The sequence below is a fragment of the Streptomyces sp. NBC_01515 genome (assembly GCF_045040345.1).
In the GTDB taxonomy this organism is placed as follows: domain Bacteria; phylum Actinomycetota; class Actinomycetes; order Streptomycetales; family Streptomycetaceae; genus Streptomyces.
The window spans coordinates 5,184,131-5,199,557 of record NZ_CP109416.1 but is presented as its reverse complement, the minus strand read 5'-3'; the positions used below and the strand labels follow the sequence as shown (position 1 = coordinate 5,199,557).

The 15,427-nt window shown below is 70.4% G+C and carries 15 protein-coding genes; 9 read left to right on the top strand and 6 right to left on the bottom strand.

What is annotated here, in order from left to right:
- Positions 1–79: 79 nt before the first annotated feature.
- Together OG407_RS23085 and OG407_RS23080 are read right to left on the bottom strand one after the other, a co-directional pair.
- Positions 80–1,507, bottom strand: a complete 1,428-nt coding sequence (locus OG407_RS23085; RefSeq protein ID WP_405860783.1) for an MFS transporter — start codon at positions 1,505–1,507, stop codon at positions 80–82.
- 56 nt (positions 1,508–1,563) lie between these two features.
- Entirely contained in the window at positions 1,564–2,388 is an 825-nt protein-coding gene (locus OG407_RS23080; RefSeq protein ID WP_405860781.1) for a DUF6597 domain-containing transcriptional factor, read from the bottom strand.
- 127 nt (positions 2,389–2,515) lie between these two features.
- On the opposite strand from OG407_RS23080, the gene OG407_RS23075 reads away from it, so the two are divergent.
- The 4 genes from OG407_RS23075 to OG407_RS23060 all read left to right on the top strand — a co-directional run bounded on the left by OG407_RS23075 (position 2,516) and on the right by OG407_RS23060 (position 6,621).
- Complete coding sequence (locus tag OG407_RS23075; RefSeq protein ID WP_405860779.1) at positions 2,516–3,619, top strand: LLM class flavin-dependent oxidoreductase; 1,104 nt, start codon at positions 2,516–2,518, stop codon at positions 3,617–3,619.
- Positions 3,616–4,212, top strand: a complete 597-nt coding sequence (locus tag OG407_RS23070; protein ID WP_405860777.1) for an FMN reductase — start codon at positions 3,616–3,618, stop codon at positions 4,210–4,212. Before OG407_RS23075 ends, OG407_RS23070 begins: the two co-directional genes overlap by 4 nt.
- Positions 4,213–4,404: 192 nt before the next feature.
- Positions 4,405–5,175, top strand: coding sequence for a response regulator transcription factor (locus OG407_RS23065; RefSeq protein ID WP_405860775.1), 771 nt, complete (start codon positions 4,405–4,407; stop codon positions 5,173–5,175).
- A complete protein-coding gene (locus OG407_RS23060) occupies positions 5,176–6,621 on the top strand; it encodes an ATP-binding protein (RefSeq protein ID WP_405860773.1) in 1,446 nt (481 codons plus the stop codon).
- 119 nt (positions 6,622–6,740) lie between these two features.
- Here OG407_RS23060 and OG407_RS23055 read toward each other — a convergent pair whose 3' ends face one another.
- Positions 6,741–8,120, bottom strand: a complete 1,380-nt coding sequence (locus OG407_RS23055; RefSeq protein ID WP_405860771.1) for a histidine-type phosphatase — start codon at positions 8,118–8,120, stop codon at positions 6,741–6,743.
- Between the two features lie 156 nt (positions 8,121–8,276).
- Here OG407_RS23055 and OG407_RS23050 point away from each other — a divergent pair, with 156 nt between their 5' ends.
- Positions 8,277–8,711, top strand: a complete 435-nt coding sequence (locus tag OG407_RS23050; protein WP_405860769.1) for a hypothetical protein — start codon at positions 8,277–8,279, stop codon at positions 8,709–8,711.
- Positions 8,712–8,720: 9 nt separating this feature from the next.
- Here the strand turns inward: OG407_RS23050 and OG407_RS23045 are convergent, their stop codons facing one another.
- Complete coding sequence (locus tag OG407_RS23045; RefSeq protein ID WP_405860767.1) at positions 8,721–8,873, bottom strand: hypothetical protein; 153 nt, start codon at positions 8,871–8,873, stop codon at positions 8,721–8,723.
- A 403-nt stretch (positions 8,874–9,276) separates the two neighbouring features.
- Here OG407_RS23045 and OG407_RS23040 point away from each other — a divergent pair, with 403 nt between their 5' ends.
- A complete protein-coding gene (locus OG407_RS23040) occupies positions 9,277–9,993 on the top strand; it encodes a GPP34 family phosphoprotein (RefSeq protein ID WP_405860765.1) in 717 nt (238 codons plus the stop codon).
- A gap of 17 nt (positions 9,994–10,010) precedes the next feature.
- Here OG407_RS23040 and OG407_RS23035 read toward each other — a convergent pair whose 3' ends face one another.
- Positions 10,011–10,832 (bottom strand): SAM-dependent methyltransferase, encoded by an 822-nt coding sequence (locus OG407_RS23035; protein ID WP_405860763.1) that lies wholly within the window; start codon positions 10,830–10,832, stop codon positions 10,011–10,013.
- Between the two features lie 132 nt (positions 10,833–10,964).
- Positions 10,965–12,032 carry a LacI family DNA-binding transcriptional regulator gene (locus tag OG407_RS23030; protein WP_405860761.1) on the bottom strand — a complete coding sequence of 356 codons (1,068 nt, stop codon included), beginning with the start codon at positions 12,030–12,032 and terminating at the stop codon, positions 10,965–10,967.
- A 148-nt stretch (positions 12,033–12,180) separates the two neighbouring features.
- Here OG407_RS23030 and OG407_RS23025 point away from each other — a divergent pair, with 148 nt between their 5' ends.
- The 3 genes from OG407_RS23025 to OG407_RS23015 all read left to right on the top strand — a co-directional run bounded on the left by OG407_RS23025 (position 12,181) and on the right by OG407_RS23015 (position 15,356).
- Positions 12,181–13,299 (top strand): substrate-binding domain-containing protein, encoded by a 1,119-nt coding sequence (locus tag OG407_RS23025; RefSeq protein ID WP_405860759.1) that lies wholly within the window; start codon positions 12,181–12,183, stop codon positions 13,297–13,299.
- 207 nt (positions 13,300–13,506) lie between these two features.
- Entirely contained in the window at positions 13,507–14,541 is a 1,035-nt protein-coding gene (locus OG407_RS23020) for an ABC transporter permease (RefSeq protein ID WP_365308817.1), read from the top strand.
- On the top strand, positions 14,538–15,356 hold the full coding sequence (locus OG407_RS23015; RefSeq protein WP_405860757.1) for an ATP-binding cassette domain-containing protein: 819 nt from the start codon (positions 14,538–14,540) through the stop codon (positions 15,354–15,356). The genes OG407_RS23020 and OG407_RS23015 overlap by 4 nt, the downstream gene beginning before the upstream one ends.
- The last annotated feature ends 71 nt before the right edge of the window (positions 15,357–15,427 follow it).

The following is a 15,427-nucleotide window of genomic DNA, read 5'->3' as shown; positions in this document are numbered from 1 at the left end:
GACTGCTGCTGCTGCCGCCGCCGTCGTCGTCGTCCGACCGCTGCGAAAGCTACCAGCGTGCGGGTGTGCCCGTCGGCGCTCAGTGACCATGGCCGGCCGGCGCCGCGCGCGGCAGCAGCCGTACGAGACACAGGCACAGGGCGACGGCGGCGCCGACCGCACCCAGGCTCACGAGGAGCGCGTGGGTCGTACCGTCGCCAACTGCCGCGAAATACACGGTGGTTACGGCCGCCGCGCCGATCGCGTTGGCCAACTGCTGCACCGCGTTGAGCGAGCCGCTGGCGCTGCCCGCCTCGGACGGTTCGATGTCGCCGATGGTGACGTCGTAGATCGTGCCGAAGCAGGTGCCCATGCCGAGTCCGATGAGGAGGAGGGGCGGGACGAGTGCCCAACCACCCGTGCCGGAGTTGGCGACCAGAGCGGCGAGGTAGCCGCAGCCGGTCAGGATGATCAGCAGGCCGGTGGCGGCGAGGCGGCGGCCGTGGCGGTGGATGAGCCGGTAGCAGGCGATCGAGGCGACGACGATGCCGGCGGAGAGCGGGACGAGGCCGAGGGCGGTGCCCGCGGGGGAGCGGCCGAGGCCTTGCTGGAAGTAGAGGGAGATGACGTAGAGGAGTCCGGCGACGGCGGCGAAGGCGACGACGCCGAGGAGGAGGCCCGCGGTGAAACCGCGGTTGTGGAGGAGGGAGGGGCGGATGAGCGGTTCGGGCGCGGTGCGCTGGCGGTGGCAGAACCCGGCGAACAGGGCGAGGCCGAGGAGCGGGAGGGCGAGTGCGGGGCCGGTCCAGCCGTGCTCGGAGCCGTAGATGATGCCGCCGAGGAGGCCGAGCATGGCGCCCGCGATCAGGGCGGAGCCGGGGCCGTCGACGCGGGCGGTGCCGTCGCCGGTGTCGTGGGGGAGGAGGCGCAGGGCGGCGAGGAGGGCGGCGCCGCCGAGGAGGAGGTTGATGAGGAACATGGGGCGCCAGCCGAGGCCGCCGAGATCGGCGTCGACGAGGAACCCGGCGAGGATCGGCCCGCCCACCGCCGACAGCCCCATCACCGGCCCGAACAGGCTGAACGCCTTGCCGATCTGGTCGCGTGGCCAGCTCGCCCCGAGGATGCCGAAGCCCTGCGGGATGAGCAGCGCCCCGAAGGCGCCCTGCACGAGCCGGGCGACGACCAGGAAGACGGGGCCGGGCGCGAGCCCGCAGGCCAGGGAGGCGACGACGAACCCGGTGAGCCCGACGAGGAAGACCTGCCGCCGCCCGTACCGGTCGCCGAGCCGCCCGCCGGGGACGAGGAGGACGCCGAGGGCGAGGGCGTAGGAGGCGCCGAGCCACTGGACGAGGGCGGGGCCGCCGCCGAGGTCTCTCGCGATGGTCGGGGCGGCGATGTTGGTGATCGTCGAGTCGAGGAGGTCGAGGACGTCGGCGGCGAGGACCACGGCGAGGATCGCCCAGCGGGTGCGGGCGGGGAGAGGCGGGTCCCCTTCGGATTTGTTTGTGTTGCGCAGAATCTGTGTCACGCAGATAAATATCCATGACCGTTCTCCATCCGGTCAACCGGATTAGAAGCGTGCCGTCAGTGCACGCCCTGTGCGTACGTCGTCGGTGTCACCCCGACCGTCGCCGTGAAGTCCCGGACCAGGTGGGCCTGGTCGGCGTAGCCGAGGTCGGCGGCGAGCCCCGCCCAGTCCACGGGCTCCTCGGCGCCGGCCCGCTCCAGGGCCTCGTGGATGCGGTAGCGCAGGATGACCCACTTGGGGCCGACGCCGACGTACCCGGCGAAGAGGCGTTGCAGCAGCCGTACGGAGAGGCCTTCGGCGTGGGCGAAGTCGGTCACGCGGCGGATCGTGCGGTCGGTGCGGATGCGGTCGACCAGGGTGGTCGCGAGGTCGGCCTGTGGGTCGGGTTGTGGGTCGAGGGCGAGCAGGAAGGTGTCGAGGGCGGCGACGCGGGCGGTCTCGTCGGGCAGGTCGAGGACCGTGGCGGGGTCGATGTCCGGGAACACGTCGGGCTGCCGCACTCGCTGCCCGGTCCACTCGGACACCGGCCGGTCCGGGGCGACGGTGCGGAAGGCACCCGGCCGGAACTTGATGCCGCAGACGCGTCCCCGTCCCTCCAGCTTCTGGGCGAAGAGGCCGTTCGGGATGCCCGCGACCTCGACGAAGGCGTCCTCGCCGGCGAGGTGCTGGAAGACGATGTGCACGGCCGGGTGCGGGACGACGTGGGAGACGTAGGGCTCGGTCAGGTCCCAGTCGATCAGCCAGTAGTGCTCGATGTACGGGCGGAGGGCTTCGGCGGGTTCGGGGCGGCGGAAGTGCACGCGGGCGAGGAGTTCGGCGGGGTCGACGATTCCTCGGGTGTCGTCGGCTGTTCCTCCGGTGTCACGGCGGGCGGCGGCCATGAGGGGATCGTAGGACGAGCCACTGACAACGGCCGGAGGGCGGCGGCGGTGCCGGGCGGAATATGTGCGGCGGGGTGGCCGTTGGGGGGTATAGTTGAATAATCAACAACCTGGAGGGTGAACGACCATGCAGTTCGGGATCTTCAGCGTCGGCGACGTCACACCGGACCCGACCACCGGACGGACGCCGACCGAGCGTGAGCGCATCAAGGCCATGGTCGCCATCGCGCTGAAGGCCGAGGAGGTCGGGCTCGACGTCTTCGCGACCGGTGAGCACCACAACCCGCCGTTCGTGCCCTCGTCGCCCACCACGATGCTCGGCTTCATCGCGGCGCGGACCGAGAAGCTGATCCTCTCCACCTCCACCACCCTCATCACCACCAACGACCCGGTGAAGATCGCGGAGGACTTCGCGATGCTCCAGCACCTGGCCGACGGCCGGGTCGACCTGATGATGGGCCGTGGCAACACCGGCCCGGTCTACCCCTGGTTCGGGCAGGACATCCGCCAGGGCATCAACCTCGCCATCGAGAACTACGCCCTGCTGCGCCGCCTGTGGCGCGAGGACGTCGTGAACTGGGAGGGCAAGTTCCGCTCCCCGCTCCAGGGCTTCACCTCGACGCCGCGTCCGCTGGACGACGTACCGCCGTTCGTCTGGCACGGCTCGATCCGCTCGCCCGAGATCGCCGAGCAGGCCGCCTTCTACGGCGACGGCTTCTTCCACAACAACATCTTCTGGCCGGCCGACCACACCAAGCGGATGGTCGAGCTGTACCGGGAGCGGTACGCGCACTACGGGCACGGCACGCCGGAGCAGGCGATCGTCGGACTCGGCGGCCAGATCTTCATGCGGCGCAACTCCCAGGACGCGGTGCGCGAGTTCCGCCCGTACTTCGACAACGCGCCGGTCTACGGCCACGGGCCCTCCCTGGAGGACTTCACCGACCAGACCCCGCTGACCGTCGGCTCCCCGCAGGAGGTCATCGAGAAGACCCTCGCCTTCCGGGACTACGCCGGTGACTACCAGCGCCAGCTGTTCCTGCTGGACCACGCCGGGCTGCCGCTCAAGACGGTCCTGGAGCAGCTCGACCTGCTCGGCGAGGAGGTCGTACCGGTCCTGCGCAAGGAGTTCGCGGCGAACCGTCCGGCCGATGTGCCGGAGGCGCCGACGCACGAGTCTCTCAAGGCCGCCAAGGCGGCCGAGTCCGTTCAGGAGGTGACCGTCGCATGAAGCTCGTAGTCGTCTCGGCGGGGCTGAGCGTCCCGTCGTCCACGAGGTTGCTGGCCGACCGGCTGGCGACCGCCACGGCGGGCGTTGCGCCGGCGGAGATCGAGGTCGTGGAACTGCGCGACCTCGCCGTCGAGATCGCCCACAACCTCACCAACGGCTTCCCCGGCAGGAAGCTGGCGGCCGCCCTGGACGCGGTCGCGGAGGCGGACGGTCTGATCGCCGTCACGCCGGTGTTCTCGGCGTCGTACAGCGGACTGTTCAAGTCCTTCTTCGACGTGCTGGAGAAGGACGCGCTGGTCGGAAAGCCGGTGCTCATCGCGGCGACGGGCGGCAGCGCCCGCCACTCCCTGGTACTGGAACACGCCCTCCGCCCGCTCTTCGCCTACCTGCGTGCCGTGGTCGTCCCGACCGGGGTCTACGCCGCGTCCGAGGACTGGGGCGCGGAGGGACTGCCGGAACGGATCGAGCGGGCGGCGGGGGAGTTGGGGGCCTTGATGCAGGGCCTGTCGGGAGCGCGTCCGGCGAGCAAGCCGACGGTCGTCCCGTTCACGGACCAACTGGCGGCGCTGAATATCAGCCCGTCCGGCGTTTGAGGACGAGGCCCCGTCGGGGCCGATGGGGGTCTGGGGGGCGCAGCCCCCAGGGACACCGGCCGCACCCGACCGTGAGAAGACGGTAGGAGCAAGGCCCGGGTTGCGCCCACCTCGGTGAGAGCCAGGTAAAAAGGGTGATCGTAGACCTGCCCCCGCCGGTCAACCGCCGGAGGCCTTGGCACACTGGGTGACGTGCCCCAGACTGTGCTGCTCGCCGAAGACGACCGTGCCATCCGTCATGCCCTGGAGCGGGCCCTGACCCTGGAGGGCTACCAGGTGACCGCGGTCGCCGACGGTGTCGAGGCGCTCGCGCAGGCGCACCGCACTCCACCGGACGTCCTGCTCCTCGACGTGATGATGCCCGGCATCGACGGCCTCCAGGTCTGCCGGGTGCTGCGCGCCGAGGGCGACCGCACCCCGATCCTCATGCTGACGGCACTCGTGGAGACCGCCGACCGCATCGCGGGCCTGGACGCGGGCGCCGACGACTACGTGGTGAAGCCCTTCGACGTGGAGGAGGTCTTCGCGAGGCTGCGCGCCCTGCTCCGCCGCACCAGCCCGGTCCCGGCGAACGGCGTCCCCGGCCCGTCCATCACCTCCGGCGCCTCCACGGACGTACTACGGGATGGCCCGCAGACGACGTACACGACCACGCCCGCCGACAAGCAGATCACCGCGGCCGGTCTCCGCATGGACCTCCAGGCGCGCCGTGTCTGGCGCGACGAGCGTGAACTGGAGCTGACCCGGACCGAGTTCGAGCTCCTCGAACTGCTCGTGCGCAACGCGGGCATCGTCCTGGACCACTCCACGATCTACGACCGCATCTGGGGCTACGACTTCGGCCCCGGCTCCAAGAACCTCGCCGTCTACGTCGGCTACCTGCGCCGCAAGCTCGACGAGCCCGGCGCGCCGCAGCTGATCCACACGGTGCGTGGCGTGGGTTACGTGCTGCGGGAGGACTGAGTGGGCCGCCTGCGGCGGTTCGTGGCCACCAGGCGACCCAGACTGGTTTCACTCCGCACCACGTTCGTGCTGTCCTTCGCGGCGGTGACCGCGGCGGTCACGCTGCTCGTCGGCGTGCTGTCGTACGGCGCGGCGGCCCGGCTGGTCCGGGTCGACCAGGAGTCCGTGTTCGACCAGGTCGTGCAGGATCTGCAGGACGAGGTGCGGACGCACCGGATGACGACCGAGGACTTCTCCTCCTCCGCGCCCGGCCACGACATCGTGCGGCCCGCCCGTACGGATGTGCAGGTGCTCGGGCGGGACGGCGGGGTCCTCGACAGCGGCAGCCCCGCGCTGCCCGTCACCGGCGACGACCGGGCGATCGCGGGCGAGCGGGTGGCCGGGAAGACGGTGGAGCACAAGGACGTCGCCGTCGCCGAGGACGTGTACCGCATCGCGACGGTCTCGCTCGGCTCCGGGCGGGGCGCGGTGCAGGTGGCGCAGGAGTTCAGCGATACGGAGGATCTGCTGCGGGCGTTGCAGCAGCGGACGTTCGTGCTGATGGCGGCGGTGGTCGTGCTCGCGGGGCTGTGCGGCTGGTGGCTGGCCCGGCGTATCACCCGGCGCCTGATCATCCTCACCGCGGCGGCCGAGGACGTGGCCCGCACGCGTCGTCTGGGCGTCCAGGTCCCGGTCACCGGTTACGACGAGGTGGGCCGCCTGGGCAGGGCCTTCGACCGGATGCTCGGCCGTCTCGCGCAGTCGGAGGAGGACCAGCGCCGCCTGATCCAGGACGCGGGCCACGAACTCCGCACCCCGCTGACCTCCCTCCGTACCAACATCTCCCTGCTGCGACGGATCGACGAGTTGCCGCCCGCCACGCGCGAGGAACTGGTCGCCGATCTCTCGCAGGAGGCCCGCGAACTCACGGACCTGGTCAACGAGTTGGTGGACCTGGCGGCGGGCCAGTCCGACACCGAACCGCCCCAGCAGGTGGACCTCGCGGACATCGCGGAGGACGTGGCGGGCGTCGCCCGTCGCCGTACCGGCCGTGACATCACCGTCCGCGCGAGCGGCGACACGACGACCGACGGCCGCCCCGGCATGCTCCAGCGCGCGATCTCCAACCTCGTGGAGAACGCGGCCAAGTTCGACCGCGCGGGCCAGACCCCGATCGAGATCTCGATCTCGGGCCCGGCCCGCCCCGGTACGGTCCGCGTCGAGGTCCTCGACCGGGGCCCCGGAGTCTCCGAGACCGACCTCTTCCGCATCTTCGACCGCTTCTACCGCGCGGCCGACGCCCGTTCGCTCCCCGGCTCGGGGCTCGGCCTCTCGATCGTCCGCGAGGTGGCCCTGGCCCACGGGGGAGCACCGTTCGCGCTACGGCGGGAGGGCGGCGGGTCGGTGATCGGGTTCACGGTGGGCGGTGTGACCGGCCCGGGAACCGGGCCACGCGGCCGGGTCTGACGGGTTCGGGGTGGGAGGGTGTCCTGGAGAAATGTGACACTTGGGTGGGTGAGTGTCACATTTCTCCGGAGGGGGTGGTGGGGGCGGGAGGGGGATCCCCCCGTGCCGCGTACGGCCGGTCAGCCGGTCGACCCCGTGCGCCCGAAGCAACGCTCCAGCTCGTTCAGGTCGTAGAACTTGCTGCCCTTCGAGACGGGGCGGCAGCCGGCCTTGAAGGCGGTCTCCTTCTCGTTGTAGAGCATGCGGACGAGGTAGGTGTTGCCCTTGCGGAACACGTCCCACTGGATGTTGGAGCCGAGCGGCGCGACGGCCGCGCCCCGCCACGGGTTGCTGCCGTAGGTGTACGGCTTGGCCGTGGTGACGCCCTTCGTGCTCCCCGGCAGGCCCATCAGCGCGGCCAGCGGGATGATCTCCTCGGCGTGGGTGAACCGGAGTTCGGCGCCCAGGTCGCTCGTGCCGTCGCGCTTGGCCTCGGCCTTCTTGAAGAAGTCGTCGAGCAGGACGTTCGCCATCTTGTACGTGATGTCGCTGTCCGCGAAGCCGGGCCCCTTCTCGTAGAAGTCCTCGGCGTCGGAGATGTACCCGAACCAGTCGGCGTCGCGCGCCGAGATGTACCGGTCCATGCCCCAGCCCTTGCCGCCCGGGCTCTCCTCGCTCATCGCGGGGGCGATGGCGTACAGGTTGTAGACGGCGGTGGCGGCCTCGACGTCGGTCCCGATCGACGCGAACTCGCCCGCCGTGATCCGGTCCACGAACGCGGGCTTGAAGAGCTTCTTCAGTACGTCGCGGGCGGCGCGGTGCGTGGCCGGCTGGTCGGTGACCGCCTTGAGGGTGGCCGCGAGGCGCTTGTCGTTGGCGATGTAGTCGCGGTACGCGGCCCCGCCGTCGGCCTTGTGGAAGTAGAGGAGGTCCTTGTCGGTACGGGTCGCGCCGATGAGGGAGGTCAGGTCGGGGTCGGTCTGCGCGAGGGCGGCGCCGTAGAGGTTGGCGCTGTCGACGGCACGCCCCTGCCCCGAACTGACCACATCTATGGGCTCCTTGTTCTTCGCGATCGACGCGAAGAGGGTCGGCAGCCGCTTCGCCGTCCGTACGGCGGTGTCGTGGATCTCCTCCTTGCCGCGCGCGCTGAGGTCGCCGTACCCGACGGCACTCATGGCGGCTTCGAGGGCCTGCGCCTTCGGCCCGAACTCCCGCCCCTTCGCGGTGAGTTGCCCCTCGGTCTGCGCCTTGTCCAGGAGCGCGAGGATCAGGTCCCCGTCCGAACTGTCGGTCGCGGAACGGGACCCGTGCCGCGACACGTTCTCGGTGAACACGGGGGTGAAGCCGACCGGGACCTTCTGGTACGAGCGGGAGTTCTGCTCCGGCGCGTACACGGCCTTGGTGCCGTAACTGTCGGTGTGGGCGTTGTCGCTGCCGTTGCCGGGGGAGGCCTGGGCGGCGAAGGGGGTGGCCAGGAGCGCGGTCATGCCGAGGACCAGGGTGGGGGTGAAACGTCTCATGTGGCGCATGTTTCGCGGATGACATGAACGCCGGGTGCACTGCGGGTGACTCCGCGGGCCTGGCTTTCGCGGCGCTTTTGTCGGCGCTTGTCGGCTGTGCGCCGCGAGTGGATCAGTAGGGTCGGGTCGAGCGGGGCGGGCATGGGGGAGGCAGGCATGTTGTTCGGGACGCGGGCCGGATTCGGGTTGGAGTTCCACCTCGAACGGGACGCGCATCTGCTGTGCGTCGATGTCTTCGTCGGCGGGCTGCATGTGAACACGTGGGACAACGCGTTCTATCCGCCCCTGCTGGTCAAGGAGCTCACCGACGAGTTGCGGCGCTTCCGCACACCGGGCGCGCGACCGGCGGGTTTCGCCTGCGACTTCCTGGAGTGGGGGGAGTGCACCAACGACGTGTGGGCGTACGCCTTCCCCGACGGCGACTGGATCCACCTCGCCTGCCGGCTGCACGGCGATCGGGGTACGGCCGCGGGTACCGAGTCGGTGGCGACGGTGACCCGGGCGGCGTTCGTCGAGACGCTGGAGCAGGGCCTCGCCGTGGCCGAACGGGAGTGGGAGGTGCGGCGGGCGCGTCTCAATAGGGGCGGGTGACGCGGGAGTTCACGGCCGCACCGTGCCGTCGGCCGGGGCGAACAGGTGCGCCATCGCCTGCCAGAGGGGCATCACGCGAGGGGTGGTGTGCGGGGTGTGCCGGGCGGGGGACGGCTGGACGGTACGGGCGTCCTTGGTGAGGGAGACGGCGGTGTGAGTCATGGCGGTCGGTTTCCTTCCGGCGAATCGTTGACCTTGACCTTGCGAGATCAACGATGCCGTCGCCGGACTGCCGCCACGAGGGGGTGAGCTGCCCAGTCGGGGGTGCAGCTGGCTCCACCATCACGCCGGTGGGCGTGGAGGGCGATGGGGGTGGGGGTGAGGACCGTGGCGGGGTGGTCGCTTTCGCGGAGGGCGAGGGGGCACGGCTGGCCCTTTCACAGTTCCTGGGCGATACGGCCGGGGTCTGTTCCAGGTCGACGCCCTCACCGGCGGCAGCTGGGGCCGCGGCACCGCCGTACCGTACGACGGCCTGTCCCGCCCGGAGGGCAAGGCGGTGTGGTTCGACCTGCCCGGTACCGCGACCTGACCCCGGACGGCCGCCCCGCCATGCAGAATGCACCGCATGTTCGGACCCGCGCCGCTCCAACGCCTGTCCCTGCCCGAGGAGTTCACCCTGCTGTCGCACGGGGAGAACGGCAGGGTGCCCAACTCCGCCCAGACGGCGGCAGGTTGCGCGGCAGCTGAACTCGGCGAACTGGCCCTCCGGAGAAGGCTGTTGGCCAGACCGAGGAAGACCAGGAAACTGGGCCTGGAGATCTACCAACTGCGGGGCGAGATCGAACTGGGGCCCAACGCAACCAGCACAGGCCTGACTTGGGCGGACGACCTGCTCTCCGCATTGCACACCCGCACCGCCACCCTCACCCCCCGCCCCCTGACGGTGACCCGCTGGCTGAGGGAACGCGGCCGAGAAGCACTCGCACTGCACACGGCCGCCCTCACCGGACGAGGGGCACTGCGCCACACCCCCGGCAGCCTCCTCGCCAGAACCCGGCACCACCCGGACCCCGTCCTCCGTAGCGCCCTGCTCAACGGCGTCCGGGCCGTCCGCGCCGAACAGGTGCCGCTCGACGAACACATGCTGTTCCTCTGCGACTTGCTGGACGGCGCCGGTCTCACGAAGGACTTCGGCCTCACCCTGACCCGTCCCCAGCGCCTCGAACGAGCCCGAGGCGCCGGCGCGGCGGGCGCCCTCCCGGAAACCCTGCGCGACACGAGCACCGTGCTGGGCTTCTCCTTGCCCGGTCGGGAGGGCAGGACGATCACGATAGGTGACTGACTGCGGGGCGCCGGTGGCTAGTTGTCCTTGCGGGCCACCCCGCCGTAGATGCCGATCGGCGCGGCGCCGGGGGCCGGAGTCGCCTCGGGCCGCCAGTGGGTGACGCGGACCAGGCCCGGGTCCACGAGGGTGAAGTCGCCGAAGAAGTCCAGGACTTGGGCGTGGGCGCGGAGGTTGAGGGTGGCGGTGGCCCGGTTGTAGACGGACGCCGCGTCGTGGCGGCCGTCCTCGTGGACATCGCCCGTGGCGTGCGACAGGACGAGGTAGGAACCGGCCGGCAGCGCGTCGCGCAGGGTGGCGACGATGCCGTAGGGATCGTCACCGTCGTCGGACAGGAAGTGGACGACGGCGACGAGCAGGACCGCCACCGGCTGGTCGAAGTCGATGGCCTTGCGGACCTCGGGGTGGTCGAGGATCGAGCGGGGGTCGCGCAGGTCGGCCAGGATGACGGAGGTGTCGGTGTCCTCCATGAGGGCCATCGAGTGGGTGCTGACGATCGGGTCGTTGTCGACGTAGACGATCCGCGTGTCAGGGGCGATGGCGTGCGCGATCTGGTGCACGTTCGGCTCGGTGGGCAGGCCGGTGCCGATGTCGAGGATCTGCCGCACCCCGCCCTCCTCGACGACGTGCCGGACGGCCCGGTGCATGAAGCGCCGGTTGGCCCGCACGCCCTCCCGCACTTCCGGCGCCGCCTTGATGAACTGCTCGGCGGCCTCCCGGTCGACCTCGTAGTTGTCCTTGCCGCCGAGGAAGTAGTCGTACATCCGGGCCGGGTGGGGCTTGCTGGTGTCGATGATCAGTGGCTGCGCGCCACTGCCGTCCCCGCTGGGAGAGGTCATGAGGCCGGGCTCCGTCTTGAAGAGTCGCTGTCAGATCATCATCCTGACACGCCTGCCGTCGGGGTCAGGGCCACACCGGGCAATACGGTTCCCGAAGTTCCCGTCGGCCGTAGGACGCCTTCCGGGAGACCGTCAGTTCGACGCGCTCGGTGGTAGCGCCGGTGCCGGGATCTCGCCGGAGCCCCGCTCGATCAGCCGGGTCGGAATGGTGACCGTGCGGGTGGGTGACTGGTCGCCGTCCAGTCCGCGGAAGAGCATCTCGGCGGCTGTCCTGCCCAACTGCTCGACGTCCTGGGCGATGACGGAGATCCCCGGGCTGAGGAGGTCGGCCAGGGGGAAGTCGTCGAAGCCCACGTGGGCGACGGTGTCCTGCAGACCGAGGGCGCGCAGGGCTCGTACGGCTCCTATGGTGACGAGGTTCTGGCTGGTGAACAGTGCGGTGGGCGGGTTCGGCAGCGCCAGCAGCCGCCGGGTCGCGGCGATCGCGGATTCCTCGCTGGCCCCGGTGTGCCGGACGATCTCGTCGTCGTACTCGATGTGCCCGATTTCCAGGGCGTGCCGGTAGCCGTCGAAACGCTGGCCGGCGGTGGAGATGGTCGCGCGGTCGCCGAGGTAGGCGATGCGGCGGTGGCCCGCCTTCAGCAGGTGGTTGACGGCGGTGAGGGCGCCCTGCCGGTTGTCGGAGACGACGGTGTCCGCGTCGAGCAGGCTGGGCTCGCGGTCGACGAAGACCATACGGGTGCCCGACCGCTGCTCGCTGATCAGATAGCTGTGGTCGCGCCCGGCCGGCACGATCACCAGGCCGTCGACCCGCCGGTCGATGAGGGCGCGGGCCAACTCCCGTTCCCGGGCCGGGTCCTCGTCCAGGCTCCCGACCAGTACGAGCACTCCGCGCCCCCGTGCCACGTTCTCGACGGTACGGGTCAGGGCCGCCGAGAAAGGGTTCGCGGAGTCCTCGACGAGCATCCCGATCGTGGCCGTACGGCCGTCCCCGCGGCGCAGGCTGCTGGCGGTCAGGTTCGGCCGGTAGCCCAGTTTGTCGGCCGCGTCACGCACCCGGGCGGCGATGACCGGATCGACGGTGGGCACCTCGTTGACCACGCGGGAGACCGTCTTGATGGCGACGCCTGCCAGTGCCGCCACCTCGCGCATGGTGGGACGGCTGCGCGGGGACGGCGACGGCGGCTCACCCAGGGTCATCGTTGTCTCCAACCGATTCTGCGTTACCGACTCGTTGCCGACGCATGTTTACCAGTGACTTGACGCGCTCGTCCATACGGGCCCACTATCCCGTCGAGTCAACGTTGTCTCAGCGTCGACCAAGGGACGGCTCGAAAGGGATCACGTCATGAACCTCTCCTCCAGCCAGGCGTCGGGCCTCCGCAGCCGGCGCACCCGGGCGGCAGCCGTCGGCGTCACCCTCTGCCTCGGCGCCACCCTCGCGGCCTGCGGTTCCTCCGACTCGGGCTCCTCGTCGTCCGGCAGCGGGAAGGTGGGCGTGTCACTGATCCTGAAGACGCTGAGCAACCCGTACTTCGTGAGCATGGAGAAGGACGCCAAGACGCAGGCCACCAAGGACAAGGTGAGCCTCACGGTGGCGGCGGGAACGTCGGACGGCGACACCCAGACCCAGATCACCGCCATCGACAACGCCGTCTCGCGCGGCGACAAGGGCATCCTGATCACCACCAACGGCGACGCGGTGAACACCGCGCTGAAGCGCGCCAAGCAGGCCGGCCTCTTCGTGATCGCCCTGGACACCGCACCGAACCCGGCGAACGTCGCGGACATCACCTACGCCACCGACAACGAGCAGGCGGGCAAGCTCGACGGCCAGTACGCGGCGGCGGCCCTGAACGGCAAGCCCGCGGTCATCGCCATGCTCGACCTGTTCAACAACCAGGTCGTCTCGGTGGACATCGACCGCGACCACGGCTTCCTGGAGGGCATGGGTATCGACCCGGGCAGCAAGACCGAGAACGGCAAGGAGGCCAAGTCCGGGAAGTACACCGGCGGCACGGGCGGCACGTACAAGATCGCCTGTCACCAGCCGACCCAGGGCGCCATCGACGGCGGACGCACCGCGATGGAGAACTGCCTGTCGGCCAACCCGGACATCAACGTCGTCTACGCGATCAACGAGCCGGCGGGCGAGGGCGCGTACAACGCGCTGAAGGCGGCGAACAAGGAGAAGAGCGTCGCGATCTACGCGATCGACGGCAGCTGCTCGGGCCTGAAGAACGTCACCAGCGGCAAGTTCGCCGCCGACGCCGTGCAGTACCCGGGGAAGATGGCGGCCCTCGGCGTCAGCTCCATCGCGAAGCTGGCCCGCGGCGGCAGCAAGCCCAGCGTCACCAACGGCAAGTCGTTCTACGACACCGGCACCGCGCTGGTCGCCGCCAAGTCCCTCGGGGGTCTGACGGTCCAGTCCCCGACGCAGGCCGCCTCCGCCTGCTGGGGCAGCTGACCCGGTCGGTCAGGTGGGTCGCCGGTGCCGGTAGCCGTCATGGCACCGGCACCGGCGACCCACCCGCACCGCACGAGCCGACGAGCCCGTACCGCATGGCCCGTACCGCATGGCCGTACCGCATGAGCCCGTGCCTCTCATGGCCCGTACCTCATCAGTTCGTTCCTACGAAGGCCCACACGAGGGACAGAACCGGAAGGACCCCCTGTGACCACCCACGTGGACAGTGAAGCGACACCGGCGCCGGCGGAGGACTTCCTCAACCGGCCCGCCACGCCGGCCCAGCGCATCCAGTCGGTGCTGCACCGCCAGCCGGCCCTCAGCCCGGCGATCGTCCTGGTACTCGCCGCCATCGTGTTCTCCCTCATCAACGACCGCTTCTACGCGTTGCAGAACCTGTCGCTCGTCGCCCAACAGGTGGCCGTCATCGGCTCGTTGGCCGTCGGCCAGACCGTCATCATCCTCACGGCCGGCATCGACCTGTCCATCGGCGCGGTCATGGTGCTGGCCTCGCTGCTGATGTCGAAGCTCGTCGCGGACAACGGCGTGCCGGGCGTGCTCGCCCTGCTCGCGGGAGCGGCCGTAGCCATCGCCGCGCAGGCCGTCAACGGGCTGCTGGTGACGAAGATCAAGCTGCCACCGTTCATCGTCACGCTCGGCACCCTCAGCATCTTCACCGCGATCACGCTCATCTACGCCAAGGGCCAGACCGTCTCCCTGCAGCCCGGCAACATCCTCATGTGGAGCGCGGACACGGTCTCCATCGGGCAACTGAACCTGACCACCGGCGTCCTGCTCATGATCGCCCTGTACGCGGTGATCGGCTACGCGCTGCGCTACACCGCCTGGGGCCGGCACCTGTACGCCGTGGGCGACGACATCGAGGCCGCCCGCCTGGCCGGCATCTCGGTCAACCGGGTGCTGCTGAGCGCGTACGTGGTCGGCGGGTTCGCCATCGCGGTGGGCGCCTGGATCCTGGTCGGCCGGGTCGGCGGCGGCGACCCGAACAGCGGCCTCAACGCCAACCTGCAGTCCATCACCGCCGTAGTCATCGGCGGCACCAGTCTGTTCGGCGGACGCGGTGTGGTGCTCGGCTCGCTGATCGGCGCGCTCATCGTCCAGGTCTTCGTCAACGGGCTGGCGCTGGCCGGGATCGACCCCAACTACCAAGTCCTGACGGTCGGCGTGCTGGTGATCGCGGCTGTCTCCGTCGACCAGTGGATAAGGAGTGTGAAGTCATGACGACTGTCCCTGCCCCTGTTCCCGCCCCCGCCCCTGTTCCCGCCCCCGCGCCCGTTCTTGAGGCCAAGGGCCTGGTCAAGGTCTTCGGCCGGGTCGTCGGCCTGAACGACGTCGACCTCACCCTCTACCCCGGCGAGGTCCTCGCCGTCATCGGCGACAACGGCGCCGGCAAGTCCACCCTGATCAAGTGCCTCTCCGGGGCGCTCGTCCCCGATCAGGGCAGCATCCTGGTCGACGGCTCCGAGGTGAACTTCAAACGCCCGCAGGACGCCCGCGAGGCCGGCATCGAGACGGTCTACCAGACCCTCGCCGTGGCCCCGGCGCTGGACATCGCCAGCAACCTGTTCCTCGCCCGCGAGATCCGCCGCAAGGGTGTGCTCGGCTCGGTGTTCCGCATGCTCGACACCGGCGAGATGAAGCGTCAGGCGGCCGACCACATCAAGCGGTTGGGCATCAGCACCCTGCAGAACATCAACCAGGCCGTGGAGACCCTCTCCGGCGGCCAGCGCCAGTCGGTGGCCGTCGCCCGCGCGGGTGCCTTCGGCGGCCGGGTCGTCATCCTCGACGAACCCACCGCCGCGCTGGGCGTCCGCGAGACCGGCCAGGTCCTCAAACTCGTCCGCGACCTGCGCGACCAGGGCCTCGGCGTCATCCTGATCAGCCACAACATGCCCAACGTCTTCGACGTCGCCGACCGCATCCACATCCAGCGCCTCGGCGGCTGCGCCGGGGTCATCACCCCGCAGTCGCACTCGATGGAGGACGCGGTGGCGATTATGACGGGGGCGAAGAAGCTTGTTCCGGAGGTCGGGTGACGGGTCGTGACCGGGGTGCAGGGGCGGGTTCGGGGAGCGGGGTGACGGGTCGTGGCGGGGGTGAAGAGGCT

Bases quoted from the DNA above. Each gene is read 5' to 3' on its own strand.
- OG407_RS23080 (WP_405860781.1), bottom strand. From the start codon at position 2,388: ATGGCCGCCGCCCGCCGTGACACCGGAGGAACAGCCGACGACACCCGA.
- OG407_RS23075 (WP_405860779.1), top strand. From the start codon at position 2,516: ATGCAGTTCGGGATCTTCAGCGTCGGCGACGTCACACCGGACCCGACC.
- OG407_RS23070 (WP_405860777.1), top strand. From the start codon at position 3,616: ATGAAGCTCGTAGTCGTCTCGGCGGGGCTGAGCGTCCCGTCGTCCACG.
- OG407_RS23055 (WP_405860771.1), bottom strand. From the start codon at position 8,120: ATGAGACGTTTCACCCCCACCCTGGTCCTCGGCATGACCGCGCTCCTG.
- OG407_RS23050 (WP_405860769.1), top strand. From the start codon at position 8,277: ATGTTGTTCGGGACGCGGGCCGGATTCGGGTTGGAGTTCCACCTCGAA.
- OG407_RS23045 (WP_405860767.1), bottom strand. From the start codon at position 8,873: ATGACTCACACCGCCGTCTCCCTCACCAAGGACGCCCGTACCGTCCAG.
- OG407_RS23040 (WP_405860765.1), top strand. From the start codon at position 9,277: ATGTTCGGACCCGCGCCGCTCCAACGCCTGTCCCTGCCCGAGGAGTTC.
- OG407_RS23035 (WP_405860763.1), bottom strand. From the start codon at position 10,832: ATGACCTCTCCCAGCGGGGACGGCAGTGGCGCGCAGCCACTGATCATC.
- OG407_RS23030 (WP_405860761.1), bottom strand. From the start codon at position 12,032: ATGACCCTGGGTGAGCCGCCGTCGCCGTCCCCGCGCAGCCGTCCCACC.
- OG407_RS23025 (WP_405860759.1), top strand. From the start codon at position 12,181: ATGAACCTCTCCTCCAGCCAGGCGTCGGGCCTCCGCAGCCGGCGCACC.
- OG407_RS23015 (WP_405860757.1), top strand. From the start codon at position 14,538: ATGACGACTGTCCCTGCCCCTGTTCCCGCCCCCGCCCCTGTTCCCGCC.